The organism is Nocardioides islandensis (assembly GCF_015352455.1).
GTDB classification, from domain to species: Bacteria; Actinomycetota; Actinomycetes; order Propionibacteriales; family Nocardioidaceae; genus Nocardioides; species Nocardioides islandensis.
This window is the reverse complement of sequence record NZ_JADKPN010000009.1, coordinates 110,589-136,368: the sequence shown is the minus strand read 5'-3', so window position 1 is coordinate 136,368 and position 25,780 is coordinate 110,589. Positions and strand designations below refer to the sequence as shown.

Below are 25,780 nucleotides of genomic sequence, written 5' to 3'. Positions count from 1 at the left end.
TCGTCGGGAGAGGAGATGACGAGAGGAGCTCTCATGACCGTGATCTGGTTCATCGTGTGGTTGATCGCCAACAACGTGGGTGGGGACGAGCCGCTCCGGCTCGACCCGGTCAACGTGTGGACGGCGACCCTCATCGCCGCCATCGCGCTGGACCTGGGGGCGGCTCACGCCCGTCCGGGCCCGCGACCGCGGTCCTGAGCCGGCCGGTCAGGGGAGGAAGCGCGCCCGGACGGCCTCCCACACCGCGGTCCCGCGATCGTGGGAGCCGAGCTGCCGGGTGACGTACGCCGCGCCGTAACGCGCCGCGGGCTCGGTCCAGGCCGAGCAGCCGCCCGCGCCGCCCATCCCGAGCTCGGTCCTCCCGGCCTCCTCCTCGACCTGGAAGCCCAGGGTCCACGTGACCGTGCGGTCCAGCACGAGGTCGTGGCCGGTGACGGCCGGCCGCACGTACGCCTGCCAGACGTCGTGCCCCAAGCGGGTGGCGACGTAGCCGTCGGCCTGCGGCAGCTGGTCGTAGAACGAGGCGAGGGCGAGCGCGGTGGCGTGCAGCGCGACCGCCGGGAACGGCGTACGACGGAAGCGGTCGGAGCTCAGCTCGTCCGGGTCGAGCAGCCCCGGGGGACGGCTCAGGGCCGGCCCCCAGCGAGGGTCGGCGGCGTACCCGGCCCGCCACGTGCCCTCGGGGTCGACGAGCGTGGCGACGCGGGGGAGGTCCGCGTCCTCGACCTGGAGGTGCAGGTCCCAGCCGGCCTCGGCCGCGATGCGGGAGAAGCGCCGCGCGAGCGGCTCGCCCGTGGCCCGCCGCAGGACCTCGTCGAGCAGGTGGCCGTAGGTGAGCGCGTGCTCGGCCACACCGCTGCCCGGAGGGTGGATCGGGGTGGCGCCCGCGAGCAGCGCGACCAAGGTCTCGCGGTCGTCGTAGGCGACCTCTCGCGCTTCTTCGGGGAACACCGGCAGTCCGGCCTGGTGCGACAGCAGGTGCCGGACGGTGGTGCCGCCCTTCCCGCCGTGCCCGTACTCCGGCCAGACGTCGGTGACGCTCTGGTCGAGGGCGAGGGTCCCGTCGGCGACGGCGTCGAGGACGGCGAGCGCCGCGAACGGCTTGGCGACGGAGAAGGTCATCACCAGCGTGTCGGAGGTCCAGGCGGAGGACGCGTCGCGGGTGCCGACGACGTGGTCGACCACCGCGACCCCGTCCCGCACCACGGCGACCGCTCCACCGAGCTCCGCGCCGGATGCGAACAGCCGGTCCAGCACGGCGGCGGGGTCGGCGTCCGGCACGAGGCACACCCTACGGGCCGTCGCGACAGCCGGACGGGCGACGGGTGCGTCCGCTGACCCCACTCGGCGCGGCGAGTGGGGTCAGCGGGAGAGGTGGGGATCAGCGGCCGACGAGCTGCTCGTCGTACGTCCGGGACGATGACGAGACCGCCTGCGGAGTCTCGGCTTCCACGGTCAGGCGAGGCAGGAGACGGTCGAGCCAGGCGGGGAGCCACCAGTTGGCCTTGCCGAGCAGGGCCATGGTCGCGGGGACCAGGACCATGCGGACCACCGTGGCGTCGAGCAGGATGGCGACAGCGAGGCCGAGTCCGAGCATCTTCAGCGACGGCACCGGGCTGGCGACGAAGCTCGCGAACACCGCGATCATGATGAGGGCGGCCGAGGTGACCACGCGTCCGGTGCCGGCGAGGCCGCGCGCGACGGACTCGGCGTTGTCACCGGTCCGGACGTACTCCTCGCGGATCCGCGACAGCAGGAAGACCTCGTAGTCCATGGAGAGCCCGAACAGGATCGGGAACATGACCACGACGATGATCGAGGTGATCGGGGTCGGACCCTCGAGGCCGAGGAGCTCCGCTCCCCATCCCCACTGGAAGACCGCGACCAGGACGCCGTACGCGCCGCCGATCGACAGCAGGTTCATCACCGCGGCCTTGAGCGGCACCGCGACGGAGCGGAAGACCAGCATCAGCAGCAGGAACGAGATGCCGATGACGGTCCCGATGAAGAGGGGCAGGGTCTTCGACAGCTGGGCGTTGAGGTCGTCGGTGACCGCGGTGATCCCCGAGAGGTAGACGTTGCCGGGGATGATGTCCCGGACGTGGTCGATGGTCGTCGAGGTCGTCAGGTCGGCGGGCCCTGTCGTGGGGGTGGCGGTGAAGACCACCGTGTCGCCGTCGGCCGAGGTCTGGACCGGGCTGACCGAGACGATGCCGGGGACGGCGGCGATGTCCGCGACGAGGGTGGCGACGTCCGCGCCGTCGACGCCGGGCTCGCTGAGGTCGGCGACGACCAGAAGCGGTGCGTTGACGCCTTCCCCGAACCCTTCGGTGAGCAGGTCGTAGGCCTGGCGGTGCGTGGTGTGTGCCGGTGCGTCGCCGGCCGCCGGGAAGGCGGTCTGCATCCAGAACGCCGGGACCGCGACGACGACGAGGGTGGCGACGGCGCCGAGGAGGTACGGCCACGGGCGGGCCGAGACGCGGTGGCCGAAGCGCCACCAGACGGTGTCCTGGCTCGCCTTGGCCGTGCGGTGGCGGCGGCCGATGCGTCCCTTGTCGATGCGGTTGCCCAGCAACCTGAGCAGCGCGGGCAGCAGGGTGATCGCGGCGGCCACGGCGAAGAGCACCATCAGGGCAGTGGCCAGGCCGATGGAGGTCAGGATGCCGAGTCCGGTGATGGCCAGGGCGGCGGTGGCGACGACGACGGTGCCGCCGGCGAAGACGACCGCCGCACCCGAGGACCCCATGGCACCGGCCAGCGCTTGCTCGTTGGTCTGGCCGGAGGCCCGGTTCTCGCGGTAGCGGGCCACCACGAACAGGGCGTAGTCGATGCCGACGCCGAGTCCGACGAGCCCCGCCACGGGGATGGCCGAGACCGAGACGTTCATCGCGCCCGTCAGCAGGGTGATGCCGCCGATGCTGGCGCCGACCGCGATCAGGGACAGGGCGATCGGGAGGACCGCCGCCACGACGGTCCCGAACACCACGAGCAGGACGAGGAGCGCGACCAGCAGACCGATCGCGACGTCCGGTGAGGGTTCGGCGGCGGCGTTGAGGAACACCGCGTCGCCGCCTAGCTCGACCCTGACCCCCGGCGCGTCGATGCTCGAGACGTCCTCGGAGAGCACGGCGAAGGCCGGCTTGCCCATCGCACGCTCGGGCACGTCGAGGGTCAGCTCGGCGTAGGCGATCCGGCCGTCGGCGGACACGGTCCCGGCCGCGAAGGGGTCGGCGACCGACGCGACGTGATCGGCGGCCATGACCTGGCCGAGGACGGCGGTGACGTCGCTCCGGTGGGCTGCCAGGCCCTCGTCGTCCTCGGAGGCGAGGACGACGAGTGCCTTGCCCTTGTTGGCCTCCGGGAAGTTCTGGTTGAGGAGGTCGAGGGCGCGGGCGCTCTGGCTGCCCGGGGAGGAGAAGTCGTCGGTGAACGCGCCTCCGACGGCTCCGGCGAGGGCGAAGACGGCCGCCGTGACGACGAGCCAGCCGGCAATGGTGCGCCACGGGTGCCGGGCGCTGGCCATGGCGACACTGCGGGTGAACCTGTTCATGGGAGTGCCTTTCGCGGTGCTGGTGGATGGCCAGGTAGATGACTGGTGGACCGCGAAGCTAGGCACCGATGTGGTGAGCGGGGATCACCACACGTGGTGAAACCCCCGGGTGAGCTCAGCGCGGTGCGAGGAGCCGGACGCGAAGCCGGTGGAGGTGCGGCATCAGGCCGTAGATGACGATCGGCACCGCGACCGTGGCGAGCACGAACGTGCGCGGCACGACCGGGAGGTCGCCGATCACGGGGCCGAGGGTCAGGTTCAGGACGACCAGCGTGGGGAAGACCGCCAGCCAGATCATCAGGGCGAGCTGGTGCTTGGACGGGGGTGGGACGGACATGGGGTTCTCTCCTCGAGGGTTGGTGGGGGTGGTGGGGGTGGTGGGGGTCAGGGGGTACGACGGAACGCGTCGAGGGCGGCCGCGACGTCCTCGTCGACGAGGTCGGCGTTGAGGGCGATGGCCGCGGCCGACCCTTCACCCGCCGCCGTGATGACCTGGGCACGCGGGTTCGCGACGTTGCCGGCCACCCAGACGCCGGCGACGCTGGTGCGGCCGGTGGCGTCCGCGACGACCCAGCCGTTCTCGTCCAGAGCGCAGCCGAGTCCGACGAGCACCTCGTTGTCGGGCACCAAGCGAGGGCGGACGAAGACGGCGGCCCGGGGGACGACACGGCCGTCTGCCATCTCGACGCCGCTCAGCTCGTCGTCGTGGACCACGAGCCTGCCGACGGGCCCGTCGACGACGCCGACCGCCCGCGCCAGGAGGCGCTCGCGGTCGTCCGCGGTGAGCGTGTCGGTGTGAGGGAAGACGACGACGTCGTCGGACCACTGCCGGACCAGGTGGGCGTGCGCGACCGCCTCGGGCGTGCCGCCGATGACGCCCAGGGGTCGTGAGCGCACCTCGTGCCCGTGGCAGTACGGGCAGTGGAGCAGGTCCCGGCCCCAGCGCTCGCGGACGCCCGGGATGTCGGGAAGCACGTCGCGCAGACCGGTGGCGACCAGGAGGCGACGCGCACCGAGGACGTCGCCGTCGGCCAGCGCGACCTCGAAGCCGGGAGCGGCGTCGCCGGCGCGGCGTACGTCGGTCACGCGGCCGGCGACGATGTCGGCGCCGTAGCCGGACACTTCGGCGCGTCCCAGGCGCAGCAGCTCGGCGGGCGGAAGCCCGTCGCGGGACAGGAAGCCCTGCATGTGCTGGGCGGGGGCGTTGCGGGGTTCGCCCGCATCCACCACCGCGACGCGGCGCTGTGCCCGGGCCAGGACCAGGGCGGCTGACAGGCCGGCGGCTCCACCACCGATGACCAGGACGTCGTAGTCGTTCATGTCGGCCAGGATGCGAGGCACCACTGCTCCTGGACAACAAAGGTTGCCGTTCCTGGGAATCGGCCCGACGATGGGCCGCATGTCCGCCTCCGGCTCCGTCGTCGCCGCCCTGGACCTGGTGGGGCCGCGGCTGAGGAGCGTCCGCAAGCAACGGGGCGTGACCCTCACCGACCTGGCCGAGCGCACCGGGATCTCGAAGAGCACGCTCTCGCGGCTGGAGAACGGGCAGCGGCGCCCCAGCCTGGAGCTGTTGCTGCCGCTGGCGGAGGCCTACCGCGTGCCGCTCGACGACCTGGTGGGCGCGCCCGAGGTCGGCGACCCCCGCATCCGGCTGAAGCCGCGCCGGGTCAACGGCCGGATGGTCGTCCCTCTCACCCGGCAGCCCAACGGCGTCCAGGCCTGGAAGATCGTCGTCCCGGCGACCCAGTCGACCCCGCGGCCACGCGCGCACGACGGGTACGAGTGGCTGTACGTGCTCGCGGGACGGATGCGGCTGGTCCTGGGTGACCAGGACCTGGTGCTCGGTGCCGGAGAGGCGGCCGAGTTCGACACCCAGCTGCCGCACTGGTTCGGCAGCACGGGCGACGGACCGGCCGAGGTGCTCAGCATCTTCGGCCGCCCGGGAGAGCGCATGCACGTGCGCGCCCGCTCGCGACAGGGGCACGGCGAGCCATGAGCGACCCCACCACTGCGAGCATCGGGCCGCTGCTGCGCACCAAGCTGTACGCACCCCGGGTCACCCGCGAGCTCGTCGACCGACCGCGGCTCGCCGGCCACGTGGGCCGTCCGGCGCTGCTCCTGGTCTCCGCACCTGCGGGCTTCGGCAAGTCCACCCTGCTGGCGCAGCTGCTGTCAGGGGGCACGGGCTCGTCGGTGGCGTGGCTGTCGCTCGACGCCGGCGACAGCGACCCGGCGACGTACTGGGCCTACGTGCTGGCGGCCCTCCGCACGGCGGTCCCGGGCCTCGGTGTCCAGGCGCAGGACCTGCTGGACAGCCGCGGCGCACCGATCACCTCGGTGCTGACCAGCCTGCTCAACGAGCTCGCCGCGTCCCAGGAGGAGGTCGTGCTGGTCCTCGACGACTACCACGTGATCCACGACCCTGCGATCCACGAGGCGATGACCTTCCTGGTCGACCACCTGCCACCCCAGCTGCGCCTGGTCGTCGCCACGCGCTCGGACCCGCCCTTGTCCCTGCCGCGGTTGCGTGCCCGGGGCGAGCTCGTCGAGGTGCGTGCCGCCGACCTCAGGTTCACCGAGCAGGAGACCTCGGCCTACTTCGACGCGATGGGCCTGTCCCTGTCGGCGCCGGAGGTGAGCACGCTGGAGGACCGGACCGAGGGGTGGGCCGCCGCGCTCCAGCTGGCCGCGCTCTCGCTCCAGGATCGCGCGGACACGGCGGGGTTCATCGACGGGTTCGCCGGCGACGACCGGCACGTCGTGGACTACCTCGTCGAGGAGGTCGTGCACCGCCAGCCCGAGGCCGTCCGTGACTTCCTCCTCCGTACGTCGGTGCTGCCGCGGCTATCCGGCCCCCTGGCCGACGCCGTCACGGGTCGCACCGACGGCCGGGCGATGCTGGCGACCCTGGACCGCGACAACCTGTTCCTGGTGCCGCTCGACGACCAGCGCCGCTGGTACCGCTACCACCATCTCTTCGCGGACATGCTGCAGGCGCGGCTCCTCGACGAGCTGCCCGGCGAAACGCCGGAGCTGCACCGCAGGGCGAGCGCCTGGCACGAGCAGGACGGCGACATCGGGGCGGCCATCGAGCACGCCCTGGCGGCCGGCGACGCCGAGCGCGCCGCCGGCCTCGTCGAGGCGGTGCGGCCCGCCATGACGAAGGAACGTCGGGAAGCGCAGCTGCGCCGCTGGATGGAGGCGTTGCCCGACGAGGTCTACGCGCGGCGGCCCGTGCTCGCCAACGGCTACGTCGGCGCACTGATGTCGACCGGCGAGACCCGCGGCGCGGAACCGCGGCTCCGGCTCGCCGAGCACTGGGTGGAACGGGCCGGCACGACACCCTCCGGCGAGCTGCCCGACGGCCTGCTCGTCGCCAGCCAGGACGAGTGGCACCGACTCCCGGGCTGGGTCAAGATCCACCGCGCCGGGCTGGCCCTCATGGCCGGCGACGTCGCCGCGACGATGCAGCACGCGCAGGACGCGATCGCGGTGCTGCAAGCGGGCGACGACCTCGGCCACGGAGCGGCCACCGCCCTGATGGGACTCGCCCGCTGGCGCACCGGCGACGTGGCGGGTGCGGAGGCGGCGTACGCCGAGACGATCCGGCGCTTCGAGCTCGTCGGCCACGTCGCCGACATCCTGGGTTGCGCCGTCACCCTCGCCGACCTGCAGCTGGCCCAGGGCCGGCTCACCGACGCGGAGCGCACCTACCGCGACGCGCTCGCCCTGACGGTGCGGCCACCCGCCACCACGGTCCGCGGCACGCCGGACATGCACGTCGGGCTGTCGGAGATCCTGAACGAGCGGGGCGACCTCGACGGTGCCCGCGAACAGCTGCGGCTCGCCCAGGCGCTCGGCGACCACCTCGGCCTCCCCAAGCACCCGCACCGCCGCCGCATCGCCGAGGCGGCGATCCTGACGGCGGACGGTGACCTGGACGGCGCCCTGACGTTGCTGGACGAGGCCGAGCAGGTCTACGACCTCGACTTCTCACCCGATGCGCGACCTCTCGGCGCGATCCGGGCGCGCGTCTGGATCCGGCAGGGCCGGCCGGACCTGGCGCTGGGCTGGGCCGAGGCGCGCGATCTGTCCGTGCAGGACGAGCCCGGCTACCTGCGCGAGTTCGAGCACGTGACCCTCGCGCGGGCCCTCCTCGCCCAGGGCGACGACCGGGCCGCCGGCTTGCTGGAACGGCTGCTCGCCGCCGCCGAGACCGGGGGCCGATGCGGCAGCGTCCTGGAGATCGCCGCACTCCTCGCCCTGGCGCGGCAGCGCACCGGTGACCAGGACGCCGCGACGGCTGCGCTGGCCCGGGCCCTCGAGCTGGCCGAACCGGAGGGCTACGCGCGCATCTTCACCGACGAGGGGCCCGCGATGGAGAGCCTGCTGGGCGTCGCCGCCAGGCGCGGTCTCGCGCCGGCGTACGTCGCCCGGCTGCGGCGGGCGCCGGGGCGCGCTCCCGCCGAGCCGCAGCTGCCGGGCGCCCTCGTCGACCCGCTCAGCGACCGCGAGCTCGACGTCCTGCGTCTCCTGGCCAGCGAGCTGAACGGACCCGAGATCGCGCGCCACCTCGTCGTGTCCCTCAACACGGTCCGCACGCACACCAAGAACATCTACGCCAAGCTCGGGGTCGGCAGCCGGCGTGCCGCCGTACGCCGGGGGGAGCAGCTCGGCCTGCTGCGTCGGTAGGAACACCACCGGATTCACCACATGTGGTGATCCCCGCTCCCCACGTCGGTTCGTAGCTTCCGGGCCATGAGCGACGCCGTGACCTACGAGATCCGGATCCAGGGGCGCCTGGGCGACCGCTGGGCCGCGTGGTTCGACGGCATGGAGATCGTCGCCACCGATGACGGCACCACGCTCATCCGCGGCCGGATCGCCGACCAGGCGGCCCTGCACGGCCTGATCCAGAAGGTGCGCGACCTCGGTCTGCCCCTGCTCTCCGTCACTCGAACCGACACCCCGACTCCGACAGGACCGACCTCATGATCACCCTCGAATCCGTCAGCAGGACCTATGGCGACTTCACCGCCGTCGACCACGTCACCTTCACCGCGCAGCCCGGTCGCGTGACCGGCTTCCTCGGCCCGAACGGCGCGGGGAAGTCGACGACCATGCGCATCGTCGTCGGCCTGACCCACCCCACGACAGGGAGCGCGACCGTCTCCGGCCGCCGGTACGTCGACCTCCCCAACCCCGGCCGCGAGGTCGGCGTGCTGCTCGACGCCTCCGCGCAGCACGCCGGCCGCACCGGCCGCGAGATCCTCACCATCGCCCAGCGCTTCATGGGCCTGCCCAGGGCCAGGGTCGAGGAGGTGCTCGACCGCGTCGGTCTGACACCGGACGAGTCGGCTCGCCGCGTCCGCGACTACTCCCTCGGCATGCGGCAGCGGCTGGGCCTCGCGACCGCGCTCATCGGCGACCCGTCGGTGCTGATCCTCGACGAACCGGCCAACGGCCTCGACCCCGCCGGCATCCGGTGGATGCGCGGGCTGCTGCGTGACTTCGCCGACGACGGAGGCACCGTCCTGCTCTCCTCGCACCTCCTGCACGAGGTCGAGGTCGTCGCCGACGACCTCGTCGTCATCGGCAACGGCCGGATCGTCGCCCAGGGCGCCAAGTCCGACCTCCTCGCGTCCGCCGGGTCCATGGTGCGCACCACCGACCGCGACGTCCTCGCCCGGGCCCTCGACGCCGCCGGCATCCCGATGTCGCACGTCGGCACCGACGCCCTGATGGTGCAGGCCGACGCCGACCAGGTCGGACACACGGCGTTCGCGGCCGGCGTCCCCGTCCTCGAGCTGCGCGCCGCCGACGGTGCCGGGCTCGAGGAGATGTTCCTGCAGCTCACCGCCGACACCCAACGCGACAACCAGCCCGAAGGAGCACTCGCATGACCATCGTCCAGCAGCCGACGTCCCTGACCATCCCGATGCAGCGGATCACCTCGACCGAGCTGCGCAAGATGCTCGACACCCGATCGGGCTTCTGGACCGTGGCGAGCATGGGCATCGTCTCGTTCGTGACCACCGGCATGGTCATCCTGTTCGCCGACCACGAGGACCTCACCTACCGCACGTTCACGTCGGCCATCGGCGTGCCCATGTCGCTGATCCTGCCGATCATCGCGATCTTGTCGGTGACCGCCGAGTGGAGCCAGCGCAGCGGCCTGACCACCTTCGCTCTGGTCCCGCACCGGTGGCGGGTCATCGCCGGCAAGCTGGTCGCGTCCGTCGTCATCGCCCTGCTCGCCAGCCCGGTCGCCTTCGCCATCGGCGCGCTCGGGAACGTCGCGGGCACCGCCATCGCCGGGGTCGACCCGGTGTGGGACCTCTCCGTCGCGAACCTGCTGACGATCACGCTGGCCAACCTGCTCGGCATGCTCGTCGGCTTCATGCTCGGCGTCCTGGTCCGCAGCTCGCCGGGGGCGCTCGTGGCGTACTTCGTCTACCAGTTCCTGCTGCCCACCCTCGCGCTCATCCTGGCGGCCCAGCAGGACTGGTTCCGCGACCTGCAGCCCTGGGTCGACTTCGACTTCGCGACCGGCGCGCTGCTCGAAGGCCCGCTGTCGTCGCAGCAGTGGGCGCAGCTCGGCGTCACCGGCCTGATCTGGCTGGTCGTCCCGCTGGCCGTGGGCCTGCGTCTCGTCGTACGGGCCGAGGTCAAGTAGGGCTCAACGGACCCGGCGCACGGGCAGGATCGCGGCCGCCCCCAGGACCGCGCACAGGCCGGCGACGACGTACAGGACCCGGTAGCTGCCCGCGCCGACCGCCAGGATCGCGGGCGCCAGCGCCGGCGCGAGGGAGAACGGCAGCGCCCCCGCGATGTTCAGCACGCCGAGGTCCTTGGCGGCGTCCCCGGTCTCGGGCAGCACGTCCGCGACGAGCGCGAGGTCCACGGCCTGGTAGAGGCCGAACCCCAGACCCGCGATCGCCATCCCCACGAGGTAGCCGTCGAAGCCGGCCGCCACCGCGACCACGACGAGGGCCACCCCGTACACGGTCGAGGCCGCGACCACGAACGGCTTGCGGCGGCCGGTCAGGTCCGAGAGACGGCCGCCGACCAGAGCCGCCGTCACCACCACGGCTGCCTGGACGAGCGTGCCGAGGAAGATCTGGTGGGGGACCTCGGCCGTGGTGCTGCCCAGGTGCTCGAGCAGGTAGAACGCCTGGTAGGTGACCAGGAACGCGTAGGCGAGCACGAACAGGAACCGGCTCACGAACGCCCACGCGAAGTCCGGGTAGCGGTGCGGGGAGACGTAGTACGTGCTGACGAGCTGGCGCAGGGACCACGCCGGCCGGTCGGTGGGCTCCAGGCGCCGATCGTCGAGGACGAGTGCGAACACCACGATGAAGAACCCGCCGATGACGCACGGGGCCAGGAACATGGCCAGCTCGTGGCCCGAGAAGACGTTGACCACGTAGGTCCCTCCGACCGACGCGAGTGGCAGGCAGACCCCGAGGACACCGGCGACGGTGCCGCGTTGCTCGGGCGGCACCTGGTCCGGCAGCACCGCCACCAGCGCCGCCAGCAGGGCGTTGAAGAACAGCTGCGCCACGCACCACCCGAGCAGCACCTGCCACACCGCGTCGGCCGTGGCCACCACGACGATGCCCGAGGTCCCGCCCACCAGGCCGATGAGCAGCCACGGACGACGTCGGCCGTACCGCGACGTCGTCCGGTCGCTGAGACGTCCGAACAACGGGTTCGCCACCAGGGCGACGAACGAACCGACACTGGCGACCAGGGACAGGCTGTCGGCGCCCCGGTCGGTCCCCACCAGCGCGTTGACCTTGAGCGCCAGCGTCACCAGGAGCGGCGCGATGAAGACCAGGCTCGTGGCCAGGTACGCCGCGGCGTACGACGCCACGAACGACCATCCGACGCGCCGCGACCGAGCCGCGTCGGAGCTCGCCAGGGACTCGTGGACGTTCGCCGGTCTCATTCCTTCCGGTCGGCCTGCTGCGGGCTCGGCTCGACGTGATCCCGTGCGGCCGTCGCTCAGCGCGGCAGGGGGTTCGGCCCTGTTGCGGTGACGAGCCGCTGGGGCACCCAGTCGTCGACGTGGTGGAAGCCGTCGGCGAAGGGGCCGCTGTCGATCTCGACCGAGTCCCGCAGTGACCGTCGGTAGAACTTCACGTGGGTGAAGTCCTCGAACAAGATGTACACCGGGTCGGGGTTGCTGTTCGGACCCTGGAACTGCTGACCGGTCAGGACGGCCTTGTGGGTCTCCACGAACGCGTCGAACGTGTCTCCCACCACGACGCCGAGGTGCTCCAGGCCCATCTTGTAGACACGCTGGTGCACCGGCGGGATGAGCTCGATGAGGGGGACGCGCTTGCCGTCGAGGACCTCGAGTGGCTGGGCGGGGACGATCAAGGAGATCGGCCGACCGTTCCAGACGTTCTCGCTGTTGGCGACAGCATGACGTTCGAGCAACCCCCGCACGTGCACGTACTGGTCCCATTCGGGCACGCGGACGGCGAGGTGGCTCAGGGCGTACGGGTCGATGTCGATACCGCGGTCGAGCAAACGCTCGCGCTGTCGCGCTGCGAACCCCCGGTAGTCGCCCACGATGTCGCGCATCGGATCGTCCATCGGGCCTCCTCGGCCGCATCGTACGACGCGGAGACCTCGCCCGCACGGCGCCGCCGAGGCCCGGAGCAGGGCCGGCGGACGTCCCGTCGTACGACTCAACGCCTCGGACCGGGTCCGGACACCTCGACCAGCCGGAGCGCGAGCTGGGGGCACAGCCGCACCGCCGTGCGGGCGAAGCCGACCAGCTCGGGAGGAACGGGATCTCGGCTCGTCACCGGATAGCCCCAGTCGTCGAGGTCGATCATCTCGGGCAGGAGCTCGTGGCAGACGCCCCTGGCGGTGCACGACGGCCAGTCCACACGCAGCCTCTGGTCGGTCATGGTGCGGGACACATCGCGTCGGTCAGGGTGCACACCCCCCGGGCGTGGGCTGCCACCTCCTCCGGCGTGACGGAGAGCAGCGAACGCACCAGACGGGAGGTGCCGTCGGGGTGTGCGCAGGCCCCTCGGCCGGTCACGAGGGTGGCGAGGCGTTCCACCTCGGCCGCGTCGGACCGACCTGCGCCGAGATCCTCCAACGCGGCCCACAGCGCCGGGAGCCCCAGCCGGCACGGACCGCACCGACCGGCACTCTCGCCGGCCAGGGTGCGGACGATCTCCGTCGTGCGGCGCACCGGGCACTCCTCCACGCCCAGCAGCTGGACGACACCGGCGCCGAGAGCGTGGCCCCGGGACCGGAGCCCCTCGACGGACACAGGAGTCCGTGCCAGCTCGTCGCGTGGCACCCAGCTGCCGTGGAAGCCACCGAGCAGCACCAGGTCGGCGCCGGCTGGGTGACCGAGCTCGGGGACGACGTCGCCCATCGCTCTCCCGTGCTCCGCCTCCCGGACGTGTCGCGGCCGGCCCGGTGCGCTGACGGTGAGGAGCGTCGTACCGGGCTCGTCGACCGTCCCCGAGCGACGGTAGGCGTCCAGGCCGTGCTGGAGGAGGAAGCCGAGCTGGGCCCACGTCTCGGCGTTCGACAGCAGCGTCGGCCGGCCGCCGACTCCCGAGACGGCGGCCGGGCGCCACGCCGTGACCGGGAGGTTCTCCCGCCCCGAGACCAGCTCGAGGACGGCCTGCTCCTGTCCGGCGACGAAGCGTGGCGAGGCCACGTGGCACCGCACCGAGCCGGTGTCGTCGCGCTGCTCCAGGGCGTCCAGGACGGAGAGGCGCACGGCCGGTCGGTCACCCGGCAGCACGACGTGGGTCCGGCGGGCACCGATGGCCCGGGCGACGGACAGCGCCCCGTCGAGGACGAGGTGGGGCGCGACCAGTGCGAGGGCATGGTCCTTCGCGCTGAGGGGCTCTCCCTCGCTGAGGTTGACCACCACGACGGGGCGGCGGCCGGGCTGGTCGAGCACCGTGCGCAGCTTGCGCGCGAACGGGAAGGCGGCACCCCCGCGCCCGCGGAGCCCGGCGGCCTCGGCCGCCCGCGCCACGTCCTCGCCCGTCACCCGACGCAGCTCTCCCGCACGACGACGGTGCGCGGCGAGGCCCGGCCCGTCGAGGACACCCGCGAGGAGCGCGGGTCCGGGATCGATGACCAGCCCGTCGGCCATCATCGAGGAGCCTCCTGCACCCGACCGAGGTTCGCCAGCCGGGCCGTGCCGGCCATCGCCACGGCCAGCAGGCACGCGGTGGCCGGCAGCAGGGCCCACGGTCGTCCGTCGTGCAGGTCGGTGCCGAGGGCCAGCGCATGACCGACACCGAGGCCCCAGGCCGGCCAGACCGCCAGGTGCACGGCCCGCCACGCCCGTAGGCCGAGGCGATGCCGCACGAGGGAGGTGGCGACGACGGCCAGCAGCAGGTCGACGGCCACCGTGCCGAAACCGACCCACAGGGGCCTGAACCCGGACGTGGCCGGCACGACGACCTGCCACCAGCGGATCTCGACGAAGGTGTCGACCACCGCTGTCCCGACGTGCACGGCGAGCAGGGTGACCGCCAGGAGCGCCAGGTTGCGGTGCAGGGCGAGCGTCGCGAAGCGCGGCATGCCCCTCCGGCGGGGGGCGGCCGACCACAGCCCCGTGACCACCGCGGACGTGAGCAGGGCCAGGAGCACGATCCCGGCCCCGCGGTCGACCCACCACACCCAGGGGCTCACGCCGCTCGCCCCTCGAGCGGCCAACCTCCGGTACGACGGACCGCGCCGTCCGCCGACACCAGCCGGGCCGTCACGGCGTGGGCGTCGAGCCACGCGGGGGCGTCAGCGCCCAGCACGACGGCGGCGGTCGTCGCGGTGTTGGCGGCTGCGCACGTGTCTCCGGTGGCGCTGACGCTGTGCCAGGTCTCGGGAGCGGGCAGACCGGTGCGCGGGTCCAGCACGTGGTGCAGGCGCGCCCCGGGGCGACCCCAGCGGCGGACGCGGGTGCTCGAGGTGGCCAACCCGCCCCGGTCCAGGTGGACCACGCACGTGACCCTGCCCCCGGGACCCTCGGAGAGGGCCACCGCCCAGGTGCGGTCGTCCGGGTGGGCGATGCGCAGGTCGCCGCCGACGCTGACGATGGCGCCGGACCGGAGCTCCTGCTCGTACGCCGCCGCGACCAGGTCGGCCGCCCATGCCTTGCCGATCGAGCCGAGGTCCAGGGCGGTGCCGGCCGGGATGCGGACCCGGCCGGCGGCGTCGGTCCGGATCTCACGCCACGCGTCCAGCGGCGGGGGTGCGGTGACAGGCTCGGGCCAGGTCCGCCGCTCCGCCAGGAGGGCGAAGTCACGGTCGTACCCCAGCGCGACGAGCGGGCGCCCCAGCAGTGGGGAGACCATGCCCCCGGAGGCTTCGGCGGCGGCCACGGCTGCGTCCACGGCCCCGACCAGCAGGGGGTCGACGGTCACCCAGCGACCGGGCGCCGCGTTGACCGCCGTGAGGTCGGAGTCCGCCCGGAACCGGCTGGCGACGGCGTCCACGTCCTGCAGGACGGTCCGCGCCAGGGCGATGGCGTGCCCGAGCTCCTTGTTGTCCCGGACCGCGAGGTAGACGTCGGTGCCGAGGGCGACGAATCCCGCATGGGTCCGGCTCATGACCCGCTCGAGGGAGCCGGTGGCGCGCCCTGGGTGACGTGCGTGGGGGTCGAGCTCACCGTGCCGCCGCCGCCGACGGGTGCTGCCGGGGCGACGTACCGGGTGCTGGTCCGGGTCCGGGTCGGGCGCTCGCGCAGGACGATGCGGGGCCGCTCGCCCTCGCGGTCGTCGCCGCGCGTGGCCGAGGCAGGCGTCGACGGGTGCCGGTTGCCCGTGCTGCTGCTGCCGCCGGGTCCGGTCGTGGTCTGGTGGGCGGTCTGCCACGTGTGTGCGGCCTGGCCGGCGATCCAACCGGTGGCGGTGAGACTTCCGGCGGTCGCCAGGCCGGTGAGCGCGGCCACGGCGTGCTGGTAGCGGTTGCGGCGACGGCCCCGTGGGTCGTCTCGTGTGGGGAGAGCATCCATGCCCCGAGGGTGACGCGCTCTCGGCCAAGGGCGCCCTAGAGCCCGGTCAAGTTCTGCTCAAGGTCTGTCTTGAGGAGAACTTGACCTGATCGGCACCCTTTCCTAGGGCAGGGTGCTCCACGGTGTCGCCATGAACCAGGCCTCCAGCCCCTTCTTGTCCCTCGTCGTCGCCGTCGCCATGCTCCTCGGTGGCCTCGGCGCGGCGTTCGCCTTCGACCGGGCCGCTCACCCGGCCAGCACCTCCGCCGGGGTGACCGCCCCGGTCGCGACCGCCTCGGGCAGCGCGAGACGGAACCCCGAGACCGACGGTCGTCGCGTCCAGGTCCGGTGGGCACCCTGCCGAGCGGGGAGCCGACTGGAGGCCGGCGTGTGCGTCACGGAGGTCGTCCGCACCGTGACCCGGCCCGTGTCGCCCGTCCCGGTCACGGCCCCCCGGACGGCCCCACGACCCGCCGCCTCGCCGCGGTACGGCGAAGAGGGCCGGTCCGAGCACGAGGACGGCGAGGGACGCGAGGGCCGGGGTGACGACTGAGGTGCGGACGCGTCGGTCACGACCGCACTGGCACCTCGACGACGACCAGGGCGCCTCCCTCGGGAGCCTCGCCCGTGGCGAAGGTGCCGCCGCAGCCGAGCGCCGTGCGGCGGACGATCTCCAGACCGAGACCGCTCGTCCCCAGGCGGCGCCCGTCGGCGGCTGGTCCCCCCGCGGGGAAGCCGGGTCCCGCGTCGGCGACCTCGACCCGGAGCCGCCCGCCGACCGGCTCTGCGGTGAGCCGCACGGCGGTGGCGACGGGGGTGTGGGCGAAGACGTTGTCGATGAGCACGTCCACGAGGTCGCTGAGGTCTTCTCCCGCCAGGGCCACGTCCACCGGGTGGTCGGGCAGGCGCACCGTGAACGGCCGGTCCTGTTCCTCGGCCAACGCCCTCCAGAAGCTGGTGCGGTCCCGCAGCACGCCCACGCCGTCGCAGCGGGCGGCCAGCACGTCGCGCACCGGGCGCCGCGCCTCGGTCACGATGGCGTCGATGCTGCGTTGGAGAGTACGGACGTGCTCGGCCATCCGCTGGGCCAGCGCGGGATTCTCGACCGCCTCGGCGTCCAGCCGCAGGGCCGTCACCGGTGTGCGCAGCCGGTGGGACAGATCTGCGACCGCGGCCCGCTCCGACATCAGCAGCTCGGTGGTGCGTTCGGCCAGGCCGTTGAGCGCCGCGGCCAGCTCGACCGTCTCCTCCGTGCCGGCGACCGTCGCCCGGGCGGCGAGGTCACCAGCGCGCAGCCGGTGTGCCGTCTGGGCGACGGCACGCAGCGGGTCACTGACCCGCCGGCCGAGCCGCGCCGAGACGACCAGGGTCCCCAGCAGGAGGACCAGGCCCAGGCCGAGGATGCCGGTCCATGCGGCCACGACCCCTTGGCGCATCTGCTCCGGTGTCACGGACGTGCGGACGACCGCCGTGCCGTCTGCTCCGACGACCGGGAGCAGCGTGCGGCCGCCGGAGCCGTCCACCACGCGGAATGCCTCGCCGGCCAGGGCACGTCTCACCTCGGGGTCGTCGGCCGAGAGGCCTCCGGCACCCAGCTGCCGTCCGCCGGCGGTCAGCACGCCTGTGCTCGGGGCCGCCCGGGCATCGAGCGCCGAGACGAGCTCCGCCAGCTGCTCACCGTCGGGCAGGCTCGCCACGAGGATGGCGACGTTGCGCGCCTCCTGGTCGGCTGCGGCCATGGCCCGGTCCTGCGCCATCGTCCTGACCAGCAGGCACAAGGGGATGACGAACGCCACGACGACGGCAGACGTGGTCGCGAGGACCACTCGTGAGATCCGCCGGCGCATCAGCGTGTCGCGGACTCGGCGGACGGGTCGACCAGGCGGAGGCCCACGCCACGCACGCTCACCAGGTACCGCGGCTCCGCCGCGGTCTCGCCGAGCTTGCGGCGCAACCAGGAGACGTGGACGTCGAGCGTGCGCTCCGAGCTGCCGTAGGCATCGCGCCAGACCGAGGCGAGCAGCTCACGCCGGGTCACGACCTCGCCGGCGCGAGCGGCGAGCGTCAACAGGATCTCGAACTCCTTGCGACTCAGGGGCAACGGCTCACCCCTCAGCGTCACCAGGCGGGTGCGCTCGTCGATCACCAGCTGGCCGACCCGCAGCGGCTCCGGGGCCTCGCCTTCTCGTCCGCTCCGCCGCAGGACGGCCCGCATCCGGGCCGCCACCTGGTCGGTCCCGAACGGCTTGACCACGTAGTCGTCCGCGCCCGCGTCGAGAGCACGCACCAGCGTGCGGCCGTCGTCGTTGGCGGTGATGACGATGATCGGGACCCCGCTGGTGGCGCGGATCATCGAGATGAGCACGACCCCGTCGATGTCCGGCAGGCCGAGGTCCAGCAGGACCAGCTCCGGTGCGTCTCGGACCACCGCCTCGAGTGCGCCCAGCCCGGTCGTGGTGCAGGCGACGGCCAGCCCCCGTTCGGACAGCCCACGCTGGAGGGCCGAACGAATGGCCGCGTCGTCCTCCACGACCAGCACACTGGTCACCTCCCCAGCCTAGGGATCAGGGTCCAGGCGTGTGCCACGGTCATTGGTCCTCACATGGAGGGCCGATGAGCACGTGGAAGAGCCGCGCGGTCGCCACGCTCACCTGGGTGTGCGTGGTGTCAGCCGGTGGTCTGCTGGTGTGGTTGGTGGTCTCCAGGGTCGGCACCGGACTCGCGGGCGCCTCCGATCTCCTCCCGAGCCCGACCGGGGCCGGAGGGACGCCGACCGCGCAGCCGTCACCGACGGGCACGACCCACGAGATCCGCCAGGGCTCGTGGCAGGGCGAGGCAGGAGTCGTCACGGCGACCTGCACCGGCCCGCGCATCGCCTTGGTCGGCGCGCAACCCGAGGAGGGGGTCGTCGAGGTCGTCGAGCGGGGACCGAAGCGGCTGGTCGTGACGTTCCGCGCCGACGAACGCGGCTCGGCGACGACTGTCACGGGCCGGTGCAGCAACGGCCGCCCTCAGTTCTCCCTGATCGGCACGACTCCGGACCAGCAGGACACCGAGAGCTCCGGTCCGGAGTTCGACTGAGCGCTCTCGCAGGTCCTCCACCGTCGAGGCGGGATCTGGGTCCACAGGCCGGCCCGCCACCGTTCCCGGTATCACCGCCACGCCGTCCTGTCTCTTCCCCGGTGAACCGTCCGCACCAGGGGAGGAAGCGATGGCCGAGCAGAAGAAGACCACGAAGAAGACATCGGGTCGGCGCGCTGAGGCCGCGCCGCCCGACGCCCACCACGGTGGGCACGAGCACGACCCGTCGGACCCGTGCCAGCACCAGGGCGGGCACGATCACGCGACTGACGAGGCCTGTCCGGAGTGCTTCATCGCGTCCCGGCAGCACCATCACGACTTCGACCACTTCCCGAGCGACCTCGAGCTCGCCGACCACGGCGTCGAGACGCGTGTCGCGTCCGAGCCCGAGATCCTGCGACGGCTCACGAGCAACAGGTTCGCCAACCAGGAGTCGGTCGACACCGACATGGCGGACGCCATCACTCACGGCGTCGCACAGCTGAGAGTCGGGCCCGCCGTCAGTCTCGCGTCCTCGCGAATCGTGCTCCAGGAGCCGTGGATCTCCGGACTCATCCGGTACCTCGGCTCGTTCCGCCGGGTCCGACGCGACCACCGGCTGCTGGACAAGGCCCAACGACAGACGTTCAACAACGCCCTGGCTGCGCTGGACGGGAACCCGGCCTGGCAGACCCTGATGAACTACCACGTCGGCGGGGTCTACCGCATGCACTCGATGCACGGACCGGTCGGCACGCAGCGGTTCCTGTCCTGGCACCGTCAGTACCTGTTCCAGGCCGAGCAGATGCTGCGCGCGGTCGAGCCCACCATCACCATCCCGTACTGGGACTACGCCTCCGACGGGTCGCGTCCCGACTGGGTCCACCAGCCGGCCGGGGTGACGAGGCCGGCCCCGGGCGCCCCGGGCTTCCTCCCGAGCGGCGCCGCCATCACCACGATCCTCGGTCGCGGCGACTACACCGGCTTCACGGTCGACCTGGAGAACAACGCACACAACCAGGTCCACAACTGGTGCAAGGGAACGCTGCAGAACCCGAGTACGGCGAGCTTCGACCCGATCTTCTGGCTCTTGCACGGCAACGTCGACCGGCTCTGGGCGATCTGGCAGGAGACCCACGACACGCCAGGAGTCCACGCACCCGCGATCACCGGATCCGACCGCGTGCTCGACCCGTGGGCCGCGACCATCACCGACGTCGACGACACCGCCTGGGACCTGGGCTACCTATACGCGTGACGGCCCGGCCCGGGAACGGACGTCACCTTTCCAGGGTGATGGCGACCTTGCCGCGGACCTGCCCCGTCTCGAGCTGGTGCATGGCGTGCGGCACCTCGTCGAGTCGGTAGGTGCGGTCGAGACTGGGGGTGACCTGGCCGGCCTCGATGAGGTCGGTGAGCCGTTCGTAGTCGCTGGCCCGCTCCTGGGTGACCAGGAGTGCGAGACGTTGCTTCACGAAGGGGGAGATGAGAGCGCCACGCAGCTGGCGGCCCATGCCGGTGATGACGCCCGCGTCCTCGCCCCCGACGAAGACCGCGGTCCCTCGGGGCGTGAGTGCGCGCCGCAGTCGCGCGATCGAGGGGTTGCCGGCGATGTCGAGGACCAGGTCGTAGGTCCGGGTGCCGTCGGCGAAGTCGTCGCGGGTGTAGTCGATGACGTGGTCGGCGCCCAGTGAGGTGACCAGGTCGGTCTTGGTGGTGCTGCAGACGCCCGTGACCTCGGCTCCGAACGCCTTCGCGAGCTGGACGGCGTAGCTGCCGACGCCGCCCGAGGCGCCGAGCACGAGGACTGACTGGCCGGGCTGCACGCGCCCGACGTCGACGAGTGCCCGCAGCGCAGTGGCGGCGGAGACGGGCACGACGGCGGCCTGCGCGAAGGACAGGTTGCCGGGCTTGTGGGCGAGCTGCGCCTCGCGGGCCACGGCGTACTCGGCGAACGAACCCGGTGCCACGCCGTACACCTCGTCGCCGACCGCGAACCGGGTGACCGCGCTCCCGGTCTCGACCACGACGCCGGCGACGTCGCGGCCGGGTACCGGGTTCTTCGGGCGTCGCAGGCCCATCGCGAGGCGCACGGCGTAGGGCTTGCCGGACATGAGGTGCTCGGTGCCCCGGTCCAGCCCGGCCGCACGGACGTCGACGAGGACCTCGTGGTCTCCGACGACGGGCCGCGCGACCTGGCCGAGACGAAGGACGCTGGAGGTGCCGTAGCGGTCCTGGAGGACCGCTCGCATCGTGTGTTCGGTCGTCGTGGTCATGGCGTTCTCCTCGGGTGGTGGTGTCTGGCTCAGATCGGGGGCATCGGGTTGTACTGGATCTCGCGGCGCACCTCGCGGGCGCGTTCGACGTTCGCGAGCCGGGCGACGAGGTGCAGCGCCATGTCGATGCCGGCGCTGACCCCAGCGCTGGTGATGAGGTCGCCGTCGTCGACGAAGCGGGAGCTGACGTCGGTGATGACCGTGGGGTCGAGCTCGGAGAGCAGGTTCAGCGAGGCCCAGTGCGTGGTCGCCCGGCGGCCGACCAGCAGCCCGGCGGCGGCGTAGACGAGGCTGCCGGTGCACACCGACGTCATCAGCGGTACGACGGCGCGCTGCCGGCGGACCCAGTCGAGGTGGACGGGGTCGTGCAGCATCGGCCTGGTGCCCGGACCGCCGGGGTGCAGCAGGACGTCCATGGCCGGCGCGTCCTCCATCGAGTGGTGCGCTCCGATCACGAGGGTCTTGGCGCTGCGGACCGGGTGGCCGTCGGGGGACAGGCAGAAGGCGTCCCAGCCGTCCTCGGGGTGCTGTTGGGTCCAGGCGGACAGTACCTCCCACGGACCGACGGCATCCAGCTCCTCGACACCGTCGAAGAGCAGGATCCCGACCTGGCGTCGGCGGCCGTCGCGGGTCTCGTTCATGGGTGGAGCCTCCACCCGCTGTCGCCCTCGTCGCCCCGGTCAAACTGCCGGGTTGCGGTGTACGTTTCGTCGCGTGCTGGTCGGTCGCGAACCGGAGCGGCAGCTCCTGGGGGCACTCGTCGAGGGGGCGCGAGAGGGATCCGCGGGAACGTTGGTCGTCCGCGGCGAGCCTGGTGTCGGCAAGTCGGCGCTCCTCGACGAGCTCGTCGCGGGTGCCGCCGACGCGACCGTGCTGCGCACGCAGGGACTGGAGGTGGAGGCGCCGCTGGCGTTCGCGGCGCTGCACCGGTTGCTGCGACCGCTCGCCAGGCTCCGCGACGGACTGGCGGCCCCGCAGGCGCGGGCCCTCCGTGTCGCGTTCGGTGAGGAGGAGGGTGCCTCGGTCGAGCCGTTCCTGGTGGGCGTGGCGACGCTGTCGCTCCTCACGACGGCGGCCGAGGAGAACGTGGTGCTGTGCGTCGTCGACGACGCGCACTGGCTGGACGCCGCCACGGCCGGCGTCCTCCTCTTCTGCGCCCACCGGCTCGGCGCGGACCGGGTGGCCCTGGTCTTCGCAGCGCGGGACGGCGCCTGGGGGACCTTCGACCCGCAGGGGCTCCGCGAGCTCGTCGTGACGGGTCTCGAACCCGACGCCTCACGTGCCTTGCTCGAGTCGCGTCTGGGCTCCGCGGCCGGTACCGACGTCCTGGCACGGATCGTCGCCGAGACCCGCGGCAACCCCCTGGCGCTCCTGGAGCTCCCCACCGAGCTGACACGAGATCAGCTCAGCGGTCGCGAGCCCCTGCCCTCGCAGCTCCACCTGACCACTCGGGTCGAGCAGGTCTTCCTCGACCGCAGTCGCCGGCTGCCGCCTCCCGTCGCGAGGGCGCTGTTGGTCGCCGCGGCCGACGACAGCAGTGAGCCGGACGTCGTACGGCGGGCCGTGCTGGCCCTGGGTCTCGGGGAGGCCGATCTGCAGGCAGCCGTGGACTCGGGTCTGCTCGTCGAGACCACCACGTCGCTGTCCCTGCGGCACCCCTTGGTCCGTTCCGCGGTCTACCAGGCAGCGAGCGCGGTCGAGAGGCGAACGGTCCACCGAGCCCTGGCGACCGCTCTGTCCGGCCACGGCGACCCCGACCGGGAGGCCTGGCACCGGGCCGCGGCCGCCGACGGACCGGACCCTGAGGTGGTCGCCGCCCTGGAGCTGGCCGGTGCACGCGCCCAGCGACGAGGCGGGCACGTCTCGGCGCTCGCGGCCTACGAACGCGCTGCCGCCCTCTGCGACGACCCGGTCAGGCGCACCGAGCTCACGTTCGCCGCAGGTCGAAGCGCATGGGCCTGCGGTCACGCCGGCCAGGCGCAGACCCTCTTGACGAGAGTGCGCGAGTCGACCGACGACCCTCTGGTGCTGGCCGACGTCGCGCGCCTGCGGGGCCACATCGAGGTCAACCTCGGTTCGGCACCGGAGGCGCACCGCATCTTCGTGGAGGCAGCCCAGGCGGTGTACCCCTTCGACCCCGCCAGGGCCCTCGACATCGCGGTCGCGGCTGCCGTCATGCGCACCTTCGGGGCCGACAGCGGCACGCCGCTGCCCGTCACCGATGCCCTCGTCGCACCCGTCGCCGGCGACCCGCCCAGGACACTGTGCCTGCGGCACATGCTCGTCGCCATGACACAGGTGGCCGAGGGCGACTGGTCCGCCGCCACGGCCGCCCTGGACCGCGCGCTGGAGCTCGGTGACCGGGTCGACGACCGGGACGTGCTGTGGAACCTCGGCAACGCCGCCCTCCAGCTCGGCGACGACGACGCGCAGCAGCGGTTCTACGGCTACGCCCTCTCGCGAGCGCGCGAAGCGGGTGCGGTGACGGCGGTCGTCTACTGCCTGCAGAGGCTGTGCTTCGGCCAGTACCTGGCCGGCGACCTCGTCGCGGTGCGCAACAGTGCCGAGGAGGCTATCTCGCTCGGCCACAGCATCGGGCAGCCGGCCATGACGGCCCCGCCCGTCGCCTGGCTGGCCCTGCTCGCTGCCCTGCAGGGCCGCGACGACCACGACGACCACCTCGCCCGGCTCGAGGAGCTGGTCGCGGCCCACCCCCTCGGGATCCTCGCCGACCCCGTCCACGACCTGACCCGGTGGGCCAGGGCCTGGCACGCGGCCGGCTCCGGTGACAACGTCGGAGCGCTTCACCACCTGGCGCGGTTCCGGTTGCCGGTCCTGGCCAGGATGTCCGCTCCCGAGCGCATCGAGGCGGCGGTGCGCGCCGGCGACCTGGCGGCCGCTCGTGGCTGGACCGAGGAGCTGGCCGGCTTCGCGACGGCGACCAACCGGCCGTGGGCACTCGCCACGGTGGCCTTCGCCCGTGCGCTCACTGCCGACCAGGCCACGGCCGACGCGCTCTTCCGGGAGTCCCTCGCCCACCATGCCGTCGCCGGCCGGCCGCTGGACGCCGGGCGGGCCCACCTCGCCTACGGCGAGTGGCTGCGCCGCGCCCAGCGGCGGGTCGACGCCAGGCAGCACCTTCGCGAGGCCGCGGACGCGTTCCAGGACCTGCGCGCCGAGGCGCTGTCCGCGCGCGCCCACCAGGAGCTCCGCGCCTCGGGGGAGACCGCCCGCAAGCGTGACCCCTCCACCCTGCTGCAGCTCACCCCGACCGAGCTCCAGATCGCCCAGCTGGTGAGCTCGGGCATGTCCAACAAGGACGTCGCCGCCCAGTGCTGGATCTCTCCCCGGACCGTCGCCTTCCACCTGCGCAACGTCTTCGCGAAGGCCGGCATCACCTCCCGCGGCGAGCTCGCCCGGCTCGACCTGGCCTGACACCGATCCCGGCCATCTGACCGGGGTGAGCACCCGGCAGCGAGTCCACGCTCGATCGCAGTGCACCACACCACTGCGAGAGCGAGACCACGATGACCGTCCACCTGCACCCCAGCCGTCACACGACCGCGTCCGTCGACCGGCGTACGGGCTCCTGGTCCCCGACCTGGGTCGTCCTCGGCTCCCTGGTCGTCGGGGCCGTGAGCGCTCTGGTCCTGACGTTGGTGGCCTTCCCGGGTGCCACCGAGGCGGTGGTCACCGGTTCGATGCTGTTCGGCTTCGGCGTCGGTTGGGGAGCGCTCGCCCTGATCTCCACCCGCAGGACCAGCCGGCCCCAGCGCTGGGCACGGGTCCCCGCGATCGCCATGGCCGTCACGGGCGCAGGCCTCGTCACCTTCTCGCCCGGTGATCGGGGACTCTCACTGCTCACCTGGGTGTGGCCCCCGATGATGGTCGCCCTCGTGGGCTGGATGTTCGTCCAAGCCCGTCGCTCCCTGCCGGCCCGCCCGCGCTGGTTGCTGATGCCGGTGTTCGTCACCCTGGCCGCGGTCGCGGTCGGTGCCCTCGTCCAGCACGTCGCCTCGCCCCAGGTCCTGCGCGACCACCCGGCCCCCGGCCGGACCTTCACCGTGGGTGACCACCGTCTGCACATCGACTGTCGAGGCACTGGCGGGCCGACGGTCGTCCTGTTCAACGGCCTGGGCGAGTTCTCCGCCTCGTGGGCCAGGATCACCGACCGGGTCAGCGACACCGCACGGGTGTGCGCCTACGACCGCGCCGGCCAGGGCTGGAGCGACGACGTGGCCGAGCCCCAGGACGGCCTCGAAGCCGCCGCCGACCTCCACGCCCTGCTGGCCGCGGCCGGCGAGCACGGACCGTACGTGCTCGTCGGGCACTCCATCGGTGGCCCCTACGCGATGACCTACGCGGCGCGGTACCCGCAGGACGTCGCCGGCATGGTGCTCCTCGACAGCTCCAGCCCGCGGCAGTTCGACGAGATGCCTGCCTACCCCCTGCAGTACGCGCTGATGAAGCGAGGCCTGTCCCTCCTGCCCACGCTGGCCCGCATCGGGCTGGGTCGCGTGACGACAGCGGTCTCGCACGTACCCGGCCCCGCCGGGGACCAGATCGACGCCATCGAGTCCACCGTCCGGGCCAAGCGCAACGGTCGCGACGAGCTCGCGGCGATCCCGGACGTCTTCGAGCAGGCGCAGGCGCTCACCACCCTGGCCGGCCGCCCGCTCGCCGTGGTCACCGCCTCGGAGAACCTCAGCACCCAGGGGTGGCCCGCCGCCCAGGACCGGCTGGCCGCGCTCTCCAGCGACAGCGTCCACAGCGTCGCCCGGGCGTCCCACGCCGGGATGCTCGAGGACCCCGTCGGTGCCGAGGCCTCGACAACCGCCATCACCGCCGTCGTCCACGCCGTCGCCACCGGCGCACCCGTCGCCACGTCTTGACCCCACACCCATCCAT

General features: G+C 72.9%; 26 protein-coding genes. 11 read left to right on the top strand and 15 right to left on the bottom strand.

Annotation, left to right across the window (positions count from 1 at the left end; genetic code table 11):
• Positions 1–33 precede the first annotated feature (33 nt).
• Positions 34–198, top strand: coding sequence for a hypothetical protein (locus ISU07_RS15180; protein WP_194707662.1), 165 nt, complete (start codon positions 34–36; stop codon positions 196–198).
• 9 nt (positions 199–207) lie between these two features.
• Here ISU07_RS15180 and ISU07_RS15175 read toward each other — a convergent pair whose 3' ends face one another.
• From ISU07_RS15175 to ISU07_RS15160, 4 genes are all read right to left on the bottom strand, one after another.
• The gene (locus ISU07_RS15175; protein WP_194707661.1) at positions 208–1,281 is read right to left on the bottom strand and encodes a serine hydrolase domain-containing protein; all 1,074 of its coding nucleotides are present in this window, start codon (positions 1,279–1,281) and stop codon (positions 208–210) included.
• Between the two features lie 100 nt (positions 1,282–1,381).
• Positions 1,382–3,550 (bottom strand): MMPL family transporter, encoded by a 2,169-nt coding sequence (locus ISU07_RS15170; RefSeq protein ID WP_194707660.1) that lies wholly within the window; start codon positions 3,548–3,550, stop codon positions 1,382–1,384.
• 115 nt (positions 3,551–3,665) lie between these two features.
• Complete coding sequence (locus tag ISU07_RS15165) at positions 3,666–3,887, bottom strand: hypothetical protein (protein ID WP_194707659.1); 222 nt, start codon at positions 3,885–3,887, stop codon at positions 3,666–3,668.
• A 47-nt stretch (positions 3,888–3,934) separates the two neighbouring features.
• A complete protein-coding gene (locus ISU07_RS15160) occupies positions 3,935–4,891 on the bottom strand; it encodes an NAD(P)/FAD-dependent oxidoreductase (protein ID WP_323742634.1) in 957 nt (318 codons plus the stop codon).
• A 58-nt stretch (positions 4,892–4,949) separates the two neighbouring features.
• Here ISU07_RS15160 and ISU07_RS15155 point away from each other — a divergent pair, with 58 nt between their 5' ends.
• From ISU07_RS15155 to ISU07_RS15135, 5 genes are all read left to right on the top strand, one after another.
• Positions 4,950–5,546 carry a helix-turn-helix domain-containing protein gene (locus ISU07_RS15155; protein ID WP_194707658.1) on the top strand — a complete coding sequence of 199 codons (597 nt, stop codon included), beginning with the start codon at positions 4,950–4,952 and terminating at the stop codon, positions 5,544–5,546.
• Positions 5,543–8,242 carry a LuxR C-terminal-related transcriptional regulator gene (locus ISU07_RS15150; protein ID WP_194707657.1) on the top strand — a complete coding sequence of 900 codons (2,700 nt, stop codon included), beginning with the start codon at positions 5,543–5,545 and terminating at the stop codon, positions 8,240–8,242. Before ISU07_RS15155 ends, ISU07_RS15150 begins: the two co-directional genes overlap by 4 nt.
• A gap of 66 nt (positions 8,243–8,308) precedes the next feature.
• A complete protein-coding gene (locus tag ISU07_RS15145) occupies positions 8,309–8,545 on the top strand; it encodes a hypothetical protein (protein WP_194707656.1) in 237 nt (78 codons plus the stop codon).
• Complete coding sequence (locus ISU07_RS15140) at positions 8,542–9,453, top strand: ABC transporter ATP-binding protein (protein ID WP_194707655.1); 912 nt, start codon at positions 8,542–8,544, stop codon at positions 9,451–9,453. Before ISU07_RS15145 ends, ISU07_RS15140 begins: the two co-directional genes overlap by 4 nt.
• The gene (locus ISU07_RS15135) at positions 9,450–10,226 is read left to right on the top strand and encodes an ABC transporter permease subunit (RefSeq protein ID WP_194707654.1); all 777 of its coding nucleotides are present in this window, start codon (positions 9,450–9,452) and stop codon (positions 10,224–10,226) included. Before ISU07_RS15140 ends, ISU07_RS15135 begins: the two co-directional genes overlap by 4 nt.
• A 3-nt stretch (positions 10,227–10,229) precedes the next feature.
• On the opposite strand, the gene ISU07_RS15130 is transcribed toward ISU07_RS15135, so the two are convergent.
• The 7 genes from ISU07_RS15130 to ISU07_RS15100 all read right to left on the bottom strand — a co-directional run bounded on the left by ISU07_RS15130 (position 10,230) and on the right by ISU07_RS15100 (position 15,557).
• Positions 10,230–11,501 (bottom strand): MFS transporter, encoded by a 1,272-nt coding sequence (locus tag ISU07_RS15130; RefSeq protein WP_194707653.1) that lies wholly within the window; start codon positions 11,499–11,501, stop codon positions 10,230–10,232.
• Positions 11,502–11,557: 56 nt separating this feature from the next.
• Positions 11,558–12,154 (bottom strand): VOC family protein, encoded by a 597-nt coding sequence (locus tag ISU07_RS15125; protein WP_194707652.1) that lies wholly within the window; start codon positions 12,152–12,154, stop codon positions 11,558–11,560.
• A gap of 95 nt (positions 12,155–12,249) precedes the next feature.
• On the bottom strand, positions 12,250–12,474 hold the full coding sequence (locus tag ISU07_RS15120; protein WP_194707651.1) for a ferredoxin: 225 nt from the start codon (positions 12,472–12,474) through the stop codon (positions 12,250–12,252).
• Entirely contained in the window at positions 12,471–13,694 is a 1,224-nt protein-coding gene (locus ISU07_RS15115) for an NADH-ubiquinone oxidoreductase-F iron-sulfur binding region domain-containing protein (RefSeq protein WP_194707650.1), read from the bottom strand. Before ISU07_RS15115 ends, ISU07_RS15120 begins: the two co-directional genes overlap by 4 nt.
• Complete coding sequence (locus ISU07_RS15110; protein WP_194707649.1) at positions 13,694–14,239, bottom strand: ferric reductase-like transmembrane domain-containing protein; 546 nt, start codon at positions 14,237–14,239, stop codon at positions 13,694–13,696. Before ISU07_RS15110 ends, ISU07_RS15115 begins: the two co-directional genes overlap by 1 nt.
• Positions 14,236–15,153, bottom strand: a complete 918-nt coding sequence (locus ISU07_RS15105) for an FAD:protein FMN transferase (RefSeq protein ID WP_194707648.1) — start codon at positions 15,151–15,153, stop codon at positions 14,236–14,238. Before ISU07_RS15105 ends, ISU07_RS15110 begins: the two co-directional genes overlap by 4 nt.
• Positions 15,150–15,557, bottom strand: a complete 408-nt coding sequence (locus ISU07_RS15100; RefSeq protein ID WP_194707647.1) for a hypothetical protein — start codon at positions 15,555–15,557, stop codon at positions 15,150–15,152. The genes ISU07_RS15105 and ISU07_RS15100 overlap by 4 nt, the downstream gene beginning before the upstream one ends.
• A 130-nt stretch (positions 15,558–15,687) precedes the next feature.
• Between ISU07_RS15100 and ISU07_RS15095 the strand changes: the two genes are divergently transcribed.
• The gene (locus tag ISU07_RS15095) at positions 15,688–16,089 is read left to right on the top strand and encodes a hypothetical protein (protein ID WP_194707646.1); all 402 of its coding nucleotides are present in this window, start codon (positions 15,688–15,690) and stop codon (positions 16,087–16,089) included.
• Between the two features lie 16 nt (positions 16,090–16,105).
• Here ISU07_RS15095 and ISU07_RS15090 read toward each other — a convergent pair whose 3' ends face one another.
• Together ISU07_RS15090 and ISU07_RS15085 are read right to left on the bottom strand one after the other, a co-directional pair.
• Positions 16,106–17,362 (bottom strand): HAMP domain-containing sensor histidine kinase, encoded by a 1,257-nt coding sequence (locus ISU07_RS15090; RefSeq protein ID WP_194707645.1) that lies wholly within the window; start codon positions 17,360–17,362, stop codon positions 16,106–16,108.
• A 20-nt stretch (positions 17,363–17,382) separates the two neighbouring features.
• Positions 17,383–18,084, bottom strand: coding sequence for a response regulator transcription factor (locus ISU07_RS15085; protein WP_194707644.1), 702 nt, complete (start codon positions 18,082–18,084; stop codon positions 17,383–17,385).
• A gap of 65 nt (positions 18,085–18,149) precedes the next feature.
• Between ISU07_RS15085 and ISU07_RS15080 the strand changes: the two genes are divergently transcribed.
• Positions 18,150–18,617 (top strand): hypothetical protein, encoded by a 468-nt coding sequence (locus ISU07_RS15080; protein WP_194707643.1) that lies wholly within the window; start codon positions 18,150–18,152, stop codon positions 18,615–18,617.
• 130 nt (positions 18,618–18,747) lie between these two features.
• On the top strand, positions 18,748–19,854 hold the full coding sequence (locus ISU07_RS15075) for a tyrosinase family protein (RefSeq protein WP_194707642.1): 1,107 nt from the start codon (positions 18,748–18,750) through the stop codon (positions 19,852–19,854).
• A gap of 22 nt (positions 19,855–19,876) precedes the next feature.
• On the opposite strand, the gene ISU07_RS15070 is transcribed toward ISU07_RS15075, so the two are convergent.
• Positions 19,877–20,872 carry an NAD(P)-dependent alcohol dehydrogenase gene (locus ISU07_RS15070; protein ID WP_228521970.1) on the bottom strand — a complete coding sequence of 332 codons (996 nt, stop codon included), beginning with the start codon at positions 20,870–20,872 and terminating at the stop codon, positions 19,877–19,879.
• 29 nt (positions 20,873–20,901) lie between these two features.
• Positions 20,902–21,513 carry a DJ-1/PfpI family protein gene (locus ISU07_RS15065; protein ID WP_194707641.1) on the bottom strand — a complete coding sequence of 204 codons (612 nt, stop codon included), beginning with the start codon at positions 21,511–21,513 and terminating at the stop codon, positions 20,902–20,904.
• Positions 21,514–21,586: 73 nt separating this feature from the next.
• On the opposite strand from ISU07_RS15065, the gene ISU07_RS15060 reads away from it, so the two are divergent.
• Both ISU07_RS15060 and ISU07_RS15055 read left to right on the top strand, forming a co-directional pair.
• On the top strand, positions 21,587–24,307 hold the full coding sequence (locus tag ISU07_RS15060; RefSeq protein ID WP_323742633.1) for an AAA family ATPase: 2,721 nt from the start codon (positions 21,587–21,589) through the stop codon (positions 24,305–24,307).
• Positions 24,308–24,399: 92 nt separating this feature from the next.
• On the top strand, positions 24,400–25,764 hold the full coding sequence (locus tag ISU07_RS15055) for an alpha/beta hydrolase (RefSeq protein WP_194707639.1): 1,365 nt from the start codon (positions 24,400–24,402) through the stop codon (positions 25,762–25,764).
• The last annotated feature ends 16 nt before the right edge of the window (positions 25,765–25,780 follow it).

What these genes read in the sequence shown, in the direction of transcription:
- ISU07_RS15180 (WP_194707662.1), top strand. Translation starts at nt 34, where the DNA reads ATGACCGTGATCTGGTTCATCGTGTGGTTGATCGCCAACAACGTGGGT.
- ISU07_RS15170 (WP_194707660.1), bottom strand. Translation starts at nt 3,550, where the DNA reads ATGAACAGGTTCACCCGCAGTGTCGCCATGGCCAGCGCCCGGCACCCG.
- ISU07_RS15165 (WP_194707659.1), bottom strand. Translation starts at nt 3,887, where the DNA reads ATGTCCGTCCCACCCCCGTCCAAGCACCAGCTCGCCCTGATGATCTGG.
- ISU07_RS15155 (WP_194707658.1), top strand. Translation starts at nt 4,950, where the DNA reads ATGTCCGCCTCCGGCTCCGTCGTCGCCGCCCTGGACCTGGTGGGGCCG.
- ISU07_RS15150 (WP_194707657.1), top strand. Translation starts at nt 5,543, where the DNA reads ATGAGCGACCCCACCACTGCGAGCATCGGGCCGCTGCTGCGCACCAAG.
- ISU07_RS15145 (WP_194707656.1), top strand. Translation starts at nt 8,309, where the DNA reads ATGAGCGACGCCGTGACCTACGAGATCCGGATCCAGGGGCGCCTGGGC.
- ISU07_RS15140 (WP_194707655.1), top strand. Translation starts at nt 8,542, where the DNA reads ATGATCACCCTCGAATCCGTCAGCAGGACCTATGGCGACTTCACCGCC.
- ISU07_RS15135 (WP_194707654.1), top strand. Translation starts at nt 9,450, where the DNA reads ATGACCATCGTCCAGCAGCCGACGTCCCTGACCATCCCGATGCAGCGG.
- ISU07_RS15130 (WP_194707653.1), bottom strand. Translation starts at nt 11,501, where the DNA reads ATGAGACCGGCGAACGTCCACGAGTCCCTGGCGAGCTCCGACGCGGCT.
- ISU07_RS15125 (WP_194707652.1), bottom strand. Translation starts at nt 12,154, where the DNA reads ATGGACGATCCGATGCGCGACATCGTGGGCGACTACCGGGGGTTCGCA.
- ISU07_RS15120 (WP_194707651.1), bottom strand. Translation starts at nt 12,474, where the DNA reads ATGACCGACCAGAGGCTGCGTGTGGACTGGCCGTCGTGCACCGCCAGG.
- ISU07_RS15115 (WP_194707650.1), bottom strand. Translation starts at nt 13,694, where the DNA reads ATGGCCGACGGGCTGGTCATCGATCCCGGACCCGCGCTCCTCGCGGGT.
- ISU07_RS15105 (WP_194707648.1), bottom strand. Translation starts at nt 15,153, where the DNA reads ATGAGCCGGACCCATGCGGGATTCGTCGCCCTCGGCACCGACGTCTAC.
- ISU07_RS15100 (WP_194707647.1), bottom strand. Translation starts at nt 15,557, where the DNA reads ATGGATGCTCTCCCCACACGAGACGACCCACGGGGCCGTCGCCGCAAC.
- ISU07_RS15095 (WP_194707646.1), top strand. Translation starts at nt 15,688, where the DNA reads ATGAACCAGGCCTCCAGCCCCTTCTTGTCCCTCGTCGTCGCCGTCGCC.
- ISU07_RS15080 (WP_194707643.1), top strand. Translation starts at nt 18,150, where the DNA reads ATGAGCACGTGGAAGAGCCGCGCGGTCGCCACGCTCACCTGGGTGTGC.
- ISU07_RS15075 (WP_194707642.1), top strand. Translation starts at nt 18,748, where the DNA reads ATGGCCGAGCAGAAGAAGACCACGAAGAAGACATCGGGTCGGCGCGCT.
- ISU07_RS15070 (WP_228521970.1), bottom strand. Translation starts at nt 20,872, where the DNA reads ATGACCACGACGACCGAACACACGATGCGAGCGGTCCTCCAGGACCGC.
- ISU07_RS15065 (WP_194707641.1), bottom strand. Translation starts at nt 21,513, where the DNA reads ATGAACGAGACCCGCGACGGCCGCCGACGCCAGGTCGGGATCCTGCTC.
- ISU07_RS15055 (WP_194707639.1), top strand. Translation starts at nt 24,400, where the DNA reads ATGACCGTCCACCTGCACCCCAGCCGTCACACGACCGCGTCCGTCGAC.